Origin of the sequence: Ralstonia mannitolilytica (assembly GCF_000954135.1) — a bacterium.
In the GTDB taxonomy this organism is placed as follows: domain Bacteria; phylum Pseudomonadota; class Gammaproteobacteria; order Burkholderiales; family Burkholderiaceae; genus Ralstonia; species Ralstonia mannitolilytica.
Map to the genome: position 1 here is coordinate 3411839 of NZ_CP010799.1, position 12979 is coordinate 3424817.

Genomic DNA, 12979 nt, shown 5'->3' on the forward strand with positions numbered 1-12979 from the left:
GCGTGATCAAGAAACTCATCAATCGTCTGCTCGGCAAGACCGCCGCAGAACCCGCCCCGGCGGCCGATCCCGGCATCCCGGCTGGCAGAAAGACCCGCACGCCCAAGACGCCCAAGACGCGCAGCAAGGCCGCCGGCGGCGTGCCGCGCCAGGCGCGCGTGTGGAGCGTCGAAGAGCACGGCATCGACCCGAAGCTGCTCTCGCGCAACGCCGTCAAGGTCACGTCCACGCTGCAGGAAGCCGGCTACGCCGCCTTCATCGTCGGCGGCGCGGTGCGCGATCTGCTGCTCGGCATCAAGCCGAAGGACTTTGACGTTGCCACCAACGCCACGCCGGAGCAGGTGCAGGCGCTGTTCCGCCGCTCGCGCATCATCGGCCGGCGCTTCCAGATCGTGCACGTGACGTTCTACGGCGGACGCGACCAGGAAATCATCGAGGTGTCGACGTTCCGTGCACTAGTCGACGCGGTCGACGCGGAGCAGGTGCCCGCCGGCAAGCGCGTCAAGCGCACCGAGCTCGACCACCACACGCATGCCGTCGACGCCAGCGGCCGCGTGCTGCGCGACAACGTCTGGGGCACCCAGGCCGAAGACGCCACGCGCCGCGACTTCACCGTCAACGCGATGTACTACGACCCGTCCAACGAGACGGTGCACGACTACCACCACGGCATGGAAGACATGCGCGCCCGCACGCTGCGCATGATCGGCGACCCGCACACGCGCTACCGCGAAGACCCGGTGCGCATGCTGCGCGTGGTGCGCTTTGCGGCCAAGACGGGCTTTGACATCGACCCCGCCACGCGCGCGCCGATCGCGGAGCTCGGCCCGCTGATCCACAACGTGCCGGCCGCCCGCCTGTTCGACGAGATGCTGAAGCTGCTGATGTCCGGTCACGCGTGGGCATCGCTGCAGGAGCTGCGCAAGGCCGGTCTGCACCGCGGCCTGCTGCCGCTGCTGGATGTCGCGCTCGAGCAGCCGATGGGCCAGCGCTTCGTGCAGCTGGCGCTCGACAACACGGACGACCGCGTCAAGGCCGGCAAGCCGGTCTCGCCGGGCTTCCTGTTCGCCTCGCTGCTGTGGCACCACGTGGTGGAGCACTGGAACCGCCGCCGCGCGGCCGGCGAGCCGCTCATCCCCGCGCTGCACACCGCCATGGACGAAGTGCTTGACCGCCAGACCGAGCAGCTCGCCATCCAGCGCCGCTTCACCGCCGACATGAAGGAAATCTGGAGCATGCAGCCGCGCTTCGAGAAACGCTCGGGCCGCATGCCGTATCGCCTGCTGGAATCGCCGCGCTTTCGCGCCGGGTACGACTTCCTCGTCCTGCGCTGCGCCTCGGGCGAATTGCCGCAGGAACTGGCCGACTGGTGGACCGCCTTCCAGAGCGGTGACGGCGAAACCCGCGAAGCGCTCATGGCGCAAGCCAAGCAGGCGCCGAGCACCGCCGCAAGCACCAGCACGGCGGGTTCCGGCAAGCGCCGTCGCCGCCGGCGTGGTCCGGCGAAATCGGATACAGTCGTTGACGTCAATCCGGGAAGTTCGGAGGAAACGTGAAGACAGTGGCGTACATCGGCATCGGCGCCAACCTGGGCGACGCACGCCAGGCAGTGAAAGACGCCGTGGTCTGCCTCGCGCAGCAGGTCGGCATCACCGTGACCGGCAAATCGAGCTTGTATCGCAGCGCGCCGGTCGAATCCAGCGGCGACGACTACATCAACGCCGTCGTGCGCATCGAGACGCCTTTCACGGCAGACCAGTTGCTGCGCATCTGTCACCACATCGAAGACCAGTTCGGCCGCGAACGCCCGTTCCGCAACGCGCCGCGCACGCTCGACCTGGACCTGCTGCTCTACGGCGACCACGTCCTCACGTCGCCCGAGCTGACCGTGCCCCACCCGCGCGTTGGCCAGCGCGCCTTCACGCTGCTGCCGCTGCATGAGCTGGCGCCGGACCTCGTGATTCCGGGCATCGGCGCGGTGGCGGACCTGCTGCCCGGCGTGGCCGACCAGCGCATCGAAAAAACCACGATGTGCCAATGCATGCGCGCCAAGCAGCCCGCTGCCTGATCATTCGCATCACGCCTCACACCCCTGCCGATGGCCCTGGATCACCTGCGTCGCATCGTTGTTGAAGGGCCCATCGGCGTCGGCAAGACGGCGCTGGCCCAGCGCCTGGCCGATCACCTGCGCGCAAGCACATCGTTCGAGACGCCGAACGAGAACCCCTTCCTGCCCCGCTTCTACGAAGACCCGGCCCGCTATGCGTTGCCGGTGCAGCTGCGCTTCCTGCTGCAGCGTGCCGAGCGGCTCAAGGCCTGGCACAAGGCGACGCTTGCCGGCGAGCGCATCGTCGGCGACAGCTTTCTGCCGCGCGACCGCCTCTTCGCCCAGCTCACGCTGCCCGCCGATGAACTCGCGCTGTACGACGCGATGGCCAATGCACTGGCGCTGCCGCAGCAGCGCATCGACCTCGTCATCTGCCTGCAGACGCGCGCCGAAGACCTGCTGCCGCGCATCGCCAAGCGCGCCGTTCCTTACGAAACGGGTATCGATGCCGAGTACCTGCAGCGCATCTGCGCCGCATACGGCGAGCTGTTTCTGTATTACGATGCCGCACCGACGCTGATCGTCGACATCGCCGCCTTCGACCCCGCGGGCAACGACGACGATTTCCGCACCTTGCTCGCCCGCATCGACGCGATGCGCGGACCCAAGGAATTCATCAAGCTGGCAACGCGCTAGTCAGTCGACGCACCGCATGGTCTGCGTGGGCGCTCGCGATGCCCCAACGAGTCTCAGTCCATGAGCTACCTCCAGGAATCGAACCGCAAGGCCGTCACGGTGACGTCGCTGCAGGCCATGCGCGCCGCCGGCGAGCGCATCGCCATGCTCACCGCCTACGACGCCAGCTTCGCCGCCCTGATGGACCGCAACGGCGTCGACGTGCTGCTCGTCGGCGATTCCCTTGGCAATGTCGTGCAGGGCCAGAAGACCACCCTGCCCGTCACGCTGGAACACATCGCGTATCACACCGAATGCGTTGCACGCGGGACAACCAAGGCGCTGCTCGTGTCCGATCTGCCGTTCGGCACGTACGGCACACCGGAGCAGGCCTTCCACAGCGCCGTGCGCCTGATGCAGGCGGGCGCGCAGATGGTCAAGCTGGAGGGCGGCGTGTGGCTGGCGCCGACCATCAAGTTCCTCGTCGAGCGCAGCATTCCGGTGTGTGCGCATATCGGCCTCACGCCGCAATCGGTGCACGCGTTCGGGGGCTTCAAGGTGCAGGGCCGTGGCGATGAAGCGGCCGCGCAGCTGAAGGCCGACGCGCTGGCCGTGCAGGAGGCGGGCGCGCAGCTCGTCGTGATGGAAGCCATTCCGGCCGCGCTGGCCGGCGAGGTCACGCGCCTGCTGGCCATTCCGACCATCGGAATCGGTGCCGGGCTCGAATGCTCCGGGCAGGTGCTCGTCATGCATGACATGCTGGGCGTGTTTCCCGGTCACCGGCCCAGGTTCGTGCGCAACTTCATGGACGGGCAGACGACCATCGACGGCGCAGTCGCGGCGTATGTGGCGGCCGTCAAGGACGGCACGTTCCCCGGACCCGAACATACGTTCGCCTGAGCGCCCTTGCGCATGGAAATCTGGTCGGCCACCGCTGACGCCTTTGTCTTGCTCGCCAACGGCGATGCGGCATTGTGGCTGATCGTATGGACGTCATTGAAGGTCGCGCTCGCGGGGCTGCTGCTGGCTGCGCCGGCGGGCCTGCTCATGGCCTACGCCATCGCCATGCACCGCTTTGTCGGGCGCCGCGCGTTGGTGGTGCTGGCGCAGGCGTCGCTGTCGTTTCCGACCGTGCTGATCGGGCTGCTGCTGTATCTGCTGCTCTCGCGGCAAGGGCCTCTGGGGGGCTTTGGGCTGCTGTTCACGCAGGGCGGGATGATTCTCGGGCAGGCCGTGCTGGGCTTGCCCGTCATCGTCGCGTTTGCCCTGACCACGTTCGAACGCGCCGACCCCCGCCTGGCAGAAACGGCGCGCGTGCTCGGCGCCGGCCGTGCGCGGCTGCTGCTGACGGTCTTTCGCGAGCTGCGATTCGGCCTGATGGCGGCGGTGGTGGCGGGCTTTGGCCGCGTCATCGCTGAAGTCGGCTCGGCACTGATGGTGGGCGGCAATATCGAGGGCGTCACGCGCACCATGACCACGGCGATTGCGCTGGAGACCAGCAAAGGCGAATTCGCCCAGGGCATTGCACTGGGCATCGTGCTCATCGCGCTGGCATTGCTCGTCAACCTCGTGCTGGCATGGCTGCAAGGGGCCGGCAGCTATCGCGGGGGCGCGGCATGAACCGGACGATGGTGTTTGAAGAGCTGCGCTGCCGGCATGGCGCACGCGTGCTGTTCGAGATTCCGCGGCTGGCGTTGTCGGCCGGGCATGCGATCGTCATTACCGGTGCCAACGGCGTCGGCAAGACCACGCTGCTGCGCATGCTGGCCGGGCTCATTCCCGCCCACGGCGCGACCGTCGATCTCGGCAGCGGTCCGCAGCGGCTGTCGCCGTATCCGGCGGCATTGCGCGCGCGGCTGACTTACGTGCACCAGCATCCGTATCTGTTCCGCACATCGGTGCGGGCCAATCTCGCGTATGGGTTGACCACGGGCCCGCACCGCGTGGCGCGCACGGAACTCGCCGCACGCGTGGACGAGGCCATCGAGTGGGCTGGGCTCCAGCACGTGGTGGACGTGCCCCCCGAGCGCCTGTCCGGCGGGGAGACGCAGCGGCTCGCGCTCGCCCGCGCCCGCGCGCTGCACACCGATGTGCTGCTGCTCGATGAGCCGACCTCGAATCTCGATGGCGCTGCGCGCGAGCAGGTCATCGCCCTGGTCGAAGAACTGGCCGCCGAGGGCCGCACGCTGCTGATGGTCTGCCACGACCGCGAGCTCATCAACCTGCCCGGCGTCGCGCGCTGGAAGCTAGAGCACGTCGACGGCCACGGGCGGCTCGAAATGCGCGGGCATCACGCCGCGTAGGGCATTGCAGACGGCGACGGCTTCGGCGCGGGCCACGTCGGCGCGCGTGAGCAGGCGTTCGCGCAGCGGCCCGTCGAGCCACGGCGTTGCGTCTTCGAGCAACACGGCGCGCATCACGCCCGGCAGGACACCCGCGGACAGTGGCGGCGTCCACCACGCGCCGTCGAGCTTCACCAGCACCGTGGAACGCCCGCCTTCGGCCAGCGTGCCGTCCGCGTTGAAGAACACGGCGTCGAATGCCCCCTCGCGCTCGGCGGCCTGCCAGGCGGCATCGTAGCCGGCGCGCAGCGTGGTCTTGTGCCCGGGCAGGCCGTGCGTGGCTTCGCGCGTTTGCGCGGCGACGACCAGGCGCACCGGCGCATCCCACGTGGCATGCAGCGGCGGCAGAGGCGCAGCCGATACGCCCGCAACTCCATCCGGCCCCAGCGACAGGCGCATGCGATACGCGCCCTCGCCTTCCAGCGCTGCACACGCGCGCACCACCTCATCGGCCACCGCCGTCCGGACGAACGGAAAGCCGAAGGCGGCGGCAGACCGCTCAAGCCGGTCCAGGTGCCGAGTCAGCAGCGGCACGCCATCGCGGGTGGCACGCATGGTCTCGAACAGCGTGAGCCCCACGTCCAGCGCCGTCACGAAGCGCGCTTTCCATTGGCATTCCGTGTACTCGTCGTCGGCCACGCTGTCGTGCACGATGCCCGAGCCGATGCCCAACTCGCCCATGCGCAAGCCGTCGGCGCCAGGGGCACTGAGAACCAGCGTGCGGATCGCCACGGAAAAGCACGCGTCGCCCATCGCCTGATCGTTGGCAGGCGCATCGATCCAGCCGATGGCACCGGTGTACAGACCACGCGGGTCCGGCTCCAGCGCGTCGATGATCTCCATCGTTCGCCGCTTGGGCGCGCCGGTGATGGAGCCGCACGGAAACAGCGCGCGCAGGCAATCGGCCAGGCCCGTGGCCGGCGGAATCTCTGCTTCCACAGTCGACGTCATCTGCAGCACGCTGCCGAAAGGCGTCACTTCGAACAGTGCCGGCACGCGCACCGAACCCGGACGTGCGAGCCGGCCGAGGTCGTTGCGCAGCAGGTCGACGATCATGAGGTTCTCGGCGCGGTTCTTTTCATCGGCGGCCAGCGCGATGGCGCGGGCTTCGTCGACCTCCACGTCGCCAGAGGCCGGCGCAGTGCCCTTCATCGGCCGTGCCAAGAGCTTGCCGGCGTGGTGCGAAAAGAACAGCTCCGGCGAGCACGACAGGATCGCACCGCCCTCCGGCAGTCCGATGAACGCGCCGTATGGCACCGGCTGGCGCGCCCGCAGACGGCGGTACAGGGCGGCCGGCGCGCCGAACGCCGTCATGCGCAGGCGATAGGTGTAGTTGACTTCGTAGGTGTCGCCCGCCGCAATCCAGTCGTGGATGCGTGCGATGGCGTTGGTATAGGTGGCGTGATCAACGCTGGCAGCACAGTCGAACAGACCGGCGGCCCCGGCCGCTTCAGGCCAAGCTCCGAACAGCGTGTCGACCTCTGCGGGCGACAGCACCTGCATCGTACGGAACAGCAGCACGCGCAGGCGGCCATCGTGGCCGGGCAAGGACGAAGAGATTTCAGTGGAAGCCGGCAGACCGACCAGCGGCTCGCCAAACTCGTACGGCGCAACGATCAGGGCATGCAAGCCTTGGCGCCAGGCGGCACGAAGGTCATCGTCCAGCCCATCCAGGATGCCCGCCGGCCGGAAGAACTCGCCGGCATAACCGGTGTACCAGCGCGAGCACGGCGCGCCGCCCGAGGTGGCATCGTCCAGCAGCGCGAACGGCGCGCCGGCTTCTGGCAACTGCATGACGACGTCCTCGGTTATCAATAATCTGACGCTTTCGGAAGCTCTGAAAAGCGTAGCGAGCGCCCCGAGGTTGGTTCAAGAAGCGCAGCCGTACATGGGTACGGCGAGCATCGCAGGACCAAGATCGGGGCGCGCAGTAGCTTTGCAGAGTTTACGAGGAGAAGAAGTTCTTCACCTTGTCCATCCACGACTGCTCCTGCGGGCTGTGCCGCGAGCCGCCTTCGTGCACGGACTTGTCGAACTGGCGCAGCAGGTCTTTCTGGTGCTCCGTCAGCTTGACCGGCGTCTCGATGTTGATATGCACATAGAGATCACCGGCGTAGCCCGAACGCACGCCCTTGATGCCCTTGCCGCGCAGGCGGAACGTCTTGCCGGCCTGCGTGCCCTCCGGCACCGTGAACGATGCACGGCCGCCCAACGTCGGCACTTCGATGTCACCACCGATGGCCGCCGTCGCAAACGAGATCGGCATCTGGCAGTGCAGGTCGTCGCCGTCGCGCTCGAACACCGGGTGCGGCTTGATGTGGATTTCCACATAGAGGTCGCCGGGCGGGCCGCCATTGATGCCCGGCTCGCCGTTGCCCGACGAGCGGATGCGCATGCCTTCGTCGATACCGGCCGGAATCTTCACTTCCAGCGTCTTTTGCGTCTTCAGCTTGCCCTGGCCGTGGCACTTGCTGCACGGCTTCGGGATGTACTTGCCGCTGCCGTGACACTTCGGGCAGGTCTGCTGCATCGTGAAGAAGCCCTGCGACACACGCACCTGGCCGACGCCATGGCAGGTCGGGCAGGTCTCCACGCTCGAGCCGGGCTCGGCGCCGTTGCCGTGGCAGTGGTCGCACTCGTCCCAATGCGGCACGCGGATCTGCGTGTCATAGCCGTGCGCGGCCTGCTCGAGCGTGATCTCCATGCTGTAGCGCAGATCGGCACCGCGGTACATCTGCGGGCCGCCGCCGCGCCGGCCGCCCTGGGCCTGACCGAAGATGTCGCCAAAGATATCGCCGAAGGCCTCGGCAAAGCCGCCGAAGCCCTGCGCGCCTGCGCCGAAGCCGCCGGCCATGTTCGGGTCGACGCCCGCGTGGCCATACTGGTCGTAAGCGGCCTTCTTTTCGGGGTCGGAGAGCATCTCGTAGGCCTCTTTGGCCTCCTTGAACTTCTCTTCCGCTTCCTTGCTGTCCGGATTGCGGTCCGGGTGGTACTTCATCGCGAGCTTGCGATAGGCCTTCTTGATTTCGTCGTCGCTCGCGTTCTTGCCCACCCCGAGCACTTCGTAGTAATCACGTTTTGCCATGGTGGCTTAAAAAAATCGCCTGATTGCTGCTTGATCGAATAGCAAAAAAGCCGAGCGCGGCCCCAGGTGCGTCCCGCACAACCCGATGGCCACTGCCCGGCGTACCCTCACGTCCGCCAGGCGGACGATTCGGTTCACTGTTACTTCTTGTCGTTCACTTCCTTGAACTCGGCGTCGACGACGTTATCGTCGTGCGGCGCGCCTTGCGCCTGCTGGGCGCCGGCCGCCTGCTGCGCACCGCCGGCTTCGCCCTTGGCCTGCATGTCGGCGTAGACCTTCTCACCGAGCTTTTGCGACGCGGTCGCCAGCGCTTCGACCTTGGCATCGATCGCGGCCTTGTCGTTGCCCTTGACGGCTTCTTCAAGTTCCTTGATCGCGGCTTCGATCTTGTCTTTCTCGCCAGCTTCCAGCTTGTCGCCGTACTCGCCCAGTGCCTTGCGGGTCGAATGCACCAGCGCTTCACCCTGGTTGCGCGAGTCGACCAGTTCGCGCGCCTTCTTGTCTTCTTCGGCGTTGGCTTCGGCGTCCTTCACCATGCGCTGGATCTCTTCTTCCGACAGACCCGAGTTCGCCTTGATGGTGATCTTGTTTTCCTTGCCGGTCGCCTTGTCCTTGGCCGACACGTGCAGGATGCCGTTGGCGTCGATATCGAACGTCACCTCGATCTGCGGCGTGCCGCGCGGTGCCGGCGGGATGCCTTCGAGGTTGAACTCGCCCAGCAGCTTGTTGCCGGACGCCATCTCGCGCTCGCCCTGGTAGACCTTGATCGTGACGGCCGGCTGGTTGTCGTCGGCGGTCGAGAAGGTCTGCGAGAACTTCGTCGGGATGGTCGTGTTCTTGCCGATCATCTTGGTCATCACGCCACCCAGCGTTTCGATGCCCAGCGACAGCGGCGTCACGTCCAGCAGCAGCACGTCCTTGCGGTCGCCGCCCAGCACCTGGCCCTGGATGGCCGCGCCCACGGCAACCGCTTCATCCGGGTTCACGTCCTTGCGCGGGTCCTTGCCGAAGAACTCCTTGACCTTCTCCTGCACCTTCGGCATGCGCGTCATGCCGCCGACCAGGATCACGTCGTGGATGTCCGACACCTTCACGCCGGCATCCTTGATGGCGGTACGGCACGGCTCGATGGTGCGGGCGATCAGGTCTTCGACCAGCGCTTCGAGCTTGGCGCGCGTGATCTTCAGGTTCAAGTGCTTCGGACCGGAGGCATCGGCCGTGATGTACGGCAGGTTGATCTCGGTCTGCTGCGAGCTCGACAGCTCGATCTTGGCCTTTTCGGCAGCTTCCTTCAGGCGCTGCAGCGCGAGCACGTCCTTCGACAGGTCGACGCCCTGCTCCTTCTTGAACTCGCCGATGATGTAATCGATGATGCGCTGGTCGAAGTCTTCACCGCCCAGGAACGTATCGCCGTTGGTCGACAGCACTTCGAACTGCTTCTCGCCGTCCACGTCGGCAATCTCGATGATCGAGATGTCGAACGTACCGCCGCCGAGGTCATACACGGCGATCTTGCGGTCGCCCTTCTCGTTCTTGTCCAGGCCGAATGCCAGCGCAGCCGCGGTCGGCTCGTTGATGATGCGCTTGACGTCCAGGCCAGCGATGCGGCCGGCGTCCTTGGTCGCCTGGCGCTGCGAATCGTTGAAGTACGCCGGCACCGTGATCACGGCTTCGGTCACTTCCTCGCCCAGGTAGTCCTCGGCGGTCTTCTTCATCTTGCGCAGCACTTCGGCCGAGATTTGCGGCGGAGCCAGCTTCTGGCCGCGCACTTCCACCCAGGCGTCGCCGTTGTCGGCCTTGGTGATGGCGTACGGCATGAGCCCGATGTCTTTCTGGACTTCCTTCTCTTCGAACTTGCGGCCGATCAGGCGCTTGACGGCGTACAGGGTGTTCTTCGGGTTGGTGACGGCCTGGCGCTTGGCCGGAGCGCCGACCAGAATCTCGCCGTCTTCCATGTACGCGATGATCGACGGGGTAGTGCGTGCGCCTTCCGCGTTCTCGATCACCTTGGGCGTGTTGCCCTCCATGATGGCCACGCAGCTGTTGGTGGTACCCAGGTCGATACCGATGATTTTGCCCATGTTGTTACTCCTCGAATCTGGTGTCAGGACTGCACTGAATACAAACTTGGGTCGGATGTGGGAGTGCCGCCCGGCTTTTCAAGGCCGATTTTTGAAAAGTTGAGCATTCTGGCCGGTTTTTTTCGAGAAAGCACCCGAAAACGTGCGCTGCCTGGCAAAAACGCGCGTTTGGACCCTCCGCAGCGCCAGCGCCGGCGCGCCAGGCGGGGATGGTACCCTTGCGCCCATTGCCATCCGCCATCGGAATCCTCCGCTGGCCCCCGCGCCCATGCCTGTGCCCCGCTTTCGATCGTTCCTTGGCGCCAGTCTGCTCGCCGCATGCGCCGTGCCCCCCGCCAACGCCGCCGTCGCCCTGCTTCAGCCCTCGCGGCGCGTCGATGCCAACCAGCCGTTCACGCTCACGCTCGTCATTTCCGGCGATGCCAGCCAGCGCAGTTATGCCGTTCCAGCCACATTGCGCGTCACCGCTTCGGCGGACCTGCAAGGCCCCGTTGAAGTGACGCTCAACCGGCACAGTGGCGGCGCCGAGACGCTGCACCTGCGGCCGGGCCAGGTCCGCACCGTTGCCTACTCGGGGACGCTGCCGGAGGTGTTGCGCGGCACGGTCCGCCTCGATGCGGCCGACCTCGACGCGGCGCCCGTGCTCGTCACGCTCGTGCGCGGGGCGGACGCACCGCAGATCGCCGCGGAGGGCGCACCGGCGGGTGCTGTCCGCAATGCCGCCGCGGCGGCGACGCGCCCGGGCGGCGCGCTGGGCACCAATCCGAGCGCCCCGGCCACCGATCCGAACGCCACACCGGCCGCTCCGGTGGCAGTGGCCGGCATCGGAGAGACGCCTCGGCCGCAGGAAGAAACGTCACGCCTGACCTTTCACGAGCCGATGTTCGCGGCGGTCGGTGCGCACGAAGGGCTGAACGTCAAATTCCAGCTGAGCTTCAAGTTCCGCCTCCTCGAGCCGGAGAACCCGGCCTCGACGGGGCTGCTCGACAATCTTTACTTCGGCTATACGCAGTTCTCGCTGTGGGACCTCGGCAAGGAGTCGGCCCCGTTCCGCGATACCAACTACCGGCCCAGCCTCTTTTACTACCGGCCGGATACCGGCATTCGCGGCGGCGCCCTCACGCGGCTGTCCTTCGCGGGCGGCATCGAGCACGAATCGAACGGCCGCGACGGCGACGCCTCACGCGCCATCAACACCGTATTCGTGCGTCCGACCTTCCACTTCGGCGACCTGACCGACTACCACTGGAAGTTCGAACCGAAGCTGTATGCGTACCTCACGCGCACCGGCAACACGGACATCGCGCATTACCGCGGTTTTGGCGATTTCCGCGTGTCGTACGGCGCGCCAAACGGCTGGGAACTGGCCGCCACGCTGCGCAAGGGCACGCGCAAGGGCTATGGCAGCGTCGATGCGCAGTTCAGCTACCCCATGAGCCGCATCTTCAGCGGGACGGCCGGCTACCTGTTCATCCAGTACTTCACCGGCTACGGCGAGAGCCTGCTCGATTACAACCACAAGCTCGGATCTCAGCTGCGCATCGGCTACAGCCTCTCGCGCTGACCGCGCGGCAGGCGGCTCACAGCGTGTGCTGACCGCTTGCCTCGGGCTGGAAGACGACCGCCTTGACGGTCAGCGTGCGCTGGGCGCCGTTGGGCGCCGTGTACTTGACCGACTTGCCCGCCCGCGCCCCCAGCAGCGCCGCGCCCATCGGCGAAAGCACCGACAGTTTGGCCGACGCCACGTTCGCCTCTTCCGGGTAGACGAGCGTCCACTCCTGCTCGACGCCGGCGTCATCGACGACGCGCACGGCCGAATTCATCGTCACCACGTCGGCGGGGATCTTGTCGCTCGGCACGACATTGGCGCGGGTGATGAGGTCATCCACCAGATCGGCCAGCGACGAATGGCTGCCGGCGCGTCCGGCGGCCTTTTCGAGGCGGGTGAGGTCGAGTTCGGTCAAGTAGATGGCGGCAGTTCGTGACATGGCGATCTCCTGCGGGTCAAGGGTCAACGTTAGGCAGAGCCGCTGCCGACGGGCTTTCCGGGACCGTGCAGCGGCATAGAGGCCGGCGGGCATCGCGCCCGCCGGCGGGGATTCGATTCAGAACAACGGTGGGGTGGCCCGGCGGCAACGTGCCGCAAGGGCACTATGACGACCGCCGGGCGGCGGCAAGGGCCGCGGTCATCGCCTGGGCGGCGCGCGGCAGGGTGAGCTGCACGCGCTTGGGGCGTGCGGCACGGGAAGACGAAGCAACGAGGAAGGCCGCAGCCATCGGCATAGGCATCGGCGTGATCATGGTCGACACGCTGCCTCAGGCGATCGGCTTGCCTGCCAGGTTGTTGCGCGCATTGGCAACGGCAGCGGCAAACTGCGCGTGGCCGTGCCAGCCGGTCGCCCGGCCAAGCTTCTTGCCACGGTGGAAGAACATGAATACCGGAATGCCATGCAGGCCGAAGCGCCGGCCCAGTTCCGGATGCGCATAGACGTCGGCGTGCAGCCAGCGCAATCCGAGTTCGCGCATGGCTGCAGGCTGGGCGAGCATGGCCTTCTTGGCCATCTCGCAGTTGAAGCAGTCCACGCCCCAGAAGAACACGCACACGAGGTCGTCGCCCGCCGCCGCGATGGCCGCATCGATGGTCTCGCCATTCACTTCGCGCATGCCGAACGCCGCGAACGCGGTCGTATCGACCGGCGTAGCGGCGCGGGTGCCATGCGAAGTGGACGTGTTCTGGATCATGCGGCGC

13 protein-coding genes are annotated in these 12979 nt (G+C 66.9%); 7 read left to right on the forward strand and 6 right to left on the reverse strand.

From position 1 onward, the window contains the following. The first annotated feature begins 2 nt into the window (after window positions 1-2). From pcnB to TK49_RS16115, 6 genes are read left to right on the forward strand one after another with little or no spacing between them, the layout of a single operon-like run. Complete coding sequence (pcnB, locus tag TK49_RS16090; protein ID WP_045787604.1) at window positions 3-1556, forward strand: polynucleotide adenylyltransferase PcnB; 1554 nt, start codon at window positions 3-5, stop codon at window positions 1554-1556. After that, window positions 1553-2068 (forward strand): 2-amino-4-hydroxy-6-hydroxymethyldihydropteridine diphosphokinase, encoded by a 516-nt coding sequence (folK, locus tag TK49_RS16095; RefSeq protein ID WP_045787605.1) that lies wholly within the window; start codon window positions 1553-1555, stop codon window positions 2066-2068. The genes pcnB and folK overlap by 4 nt, the downstream gene beginning before the upstream one ends. 30 nt (window positions 2069-2098) lie before the next feature. After that, window positions 2099-2743, forward strand: a complete 645-nt coding sequence (locus tag TK49_RS16100) for a deoxynucleoside kinase (protein ID WP_045787606.1) — start codon at window positions 2099-2101, stop codon at window positions 2741-2743. A 60-nt stretch (window positions 2744-2803) separates the two neighbouring features. Continuing rightward, on the forward strand, window positions 2804-3622 hold the full coding sequence (gene panB, locus TK49_RS16105; protein ID WP_045787607.1) for a 3-methyl-2-oxobutanoate hydroxymethyltransferase: 819 nt from the start codon (window positions 2804-2806) through the stop codon (window positions 3620-3622). 12 nt (window positions 3623-3634) lie between these two features. Then, window positions 3635-4342 (forward strand): ABC transporter permease, encoded by a 708-nt coding sequence (locus TK49_RS16110; protein ID WP_045787608.1) that lies wholly within the window; start codon window positions 3635-3637, stop codon window positions 4340-4342. Then, window positions 4339-5025 (forward strand): ABC transporter ATP-binding protein, encoded by a 687-nt coding sequence (locus TK49_RS16115; RefSeq protein ID WP_045787609.1) that lies wholly within the window; start codon window positions 4339-4341, stop codon window positions 5023-5025. The genes TK49_RS16110 and TK49_RS16115 overlap by 4 nt, the downstream gene beginning before the upstream one ends. Here TK49_RS16115 and TK49_RS16120 read toward each other — a convergent pair. From TK49_RS16120 to dnaK, 3 genes are all read right to left on the reverse strand, one after another. After that, entirely contained in the window at window positions 4969-6858 is a 1890-nt protein-coding gene (locus TK49_RS16120) for a bifunctional chorismate-binding protein/class IV aminotransferase (RefSeq protein ID WP_045787610.1), read from the reverse strand. The genes TK49_RS16115 and TK49_RS16120 overlap by 57 nt on opposite strands. A gap of 151 nt (window positions 6859-7009) precedes the next feature. Further along, entirely contained in the window at window positions 7010-8149 is a 1140-nt protein-coding gene (gene dnaJ, locus TK49_RS16125) for a molecular chaperone DnaJ (RefSeq protein ID WP_045787611.1), read from the reverse strand. Window positions 8150-8289: 140 nt separating this feature from the next. Further along, window positions 8290-10230, reverse strand: a complete 1941-nt coding sequence (gene dnaK, locus TK49_RS16130) for a molecular chaperone DnaK (protein ID WP_045787612.1) — start codon at window positions 10228-10230, stop codon at window positions 8290-8292. Between the two features lie 268 nt (window positions 10231-10498). Between dnaK and TK49_RS16135 the strand changes: the two genes are divergently transcribed. Beyond that, window positions 10499-11794: a phospholipase A gene (locus tag TK49_RS16135; RefSeq protein ID WP_045787613.1), complete on the forward strand. Its 1296-nt coding sequence runs from the start codon at window positions 10499-10501 to the stop codon at window positions 11792-11794. A gap of 16 nt (window positions 11795-11810) precedes the next feature. On the opposite strand, the gene rnk is transcribed toward TK49_RS16135, so the two are convergent. The 3 genes from rnk to TK49_RS16145 all read right to left on the reverse strand — a co-directional run bounded on the left by rnk (window position 11811) and on the right by TK49_RS16145 (window position 12972). After that, the gene (gene rnk / locus TK49_RS16140) at window positions 11811-12218 is read right to left on the reverse strand and encodes a nucleoside diphosphate kinase regulator (protein ID WP_045787614.1); all 408 of its coding nucleotides are present in this window, start codon (window positions 12216-12218) and stop codon (window positions 11811-11813) included. Between the two features lie 163 nt (window positions 12219-12381). Next, window positions 12382-12540, reverse strand: a complete 159-nt coding sequence (locus TK49_RS24580; protein WP_157774006.1) for a hypothetical protein — start codon at window positions 12538-12540, stop codon at window positions 12382-12384. A 6-nt stretch (window positions 12541-12546) separates the two neighbouring features. Then, window positions 12547-12972 carry a thioredoxin family protein gene (locus TK49_RS16145; RefSeq protein ID WP_045787615.1) on the reverse strand — a complete coding sequence of 142 codons (426 nt, stop codon included), beginning with the start codon at window positions 12970-12972 and terminating at the stop codon, window positions 12547-12549. Window positions 12973-12979: the final 7 nt, after the last annotated feature.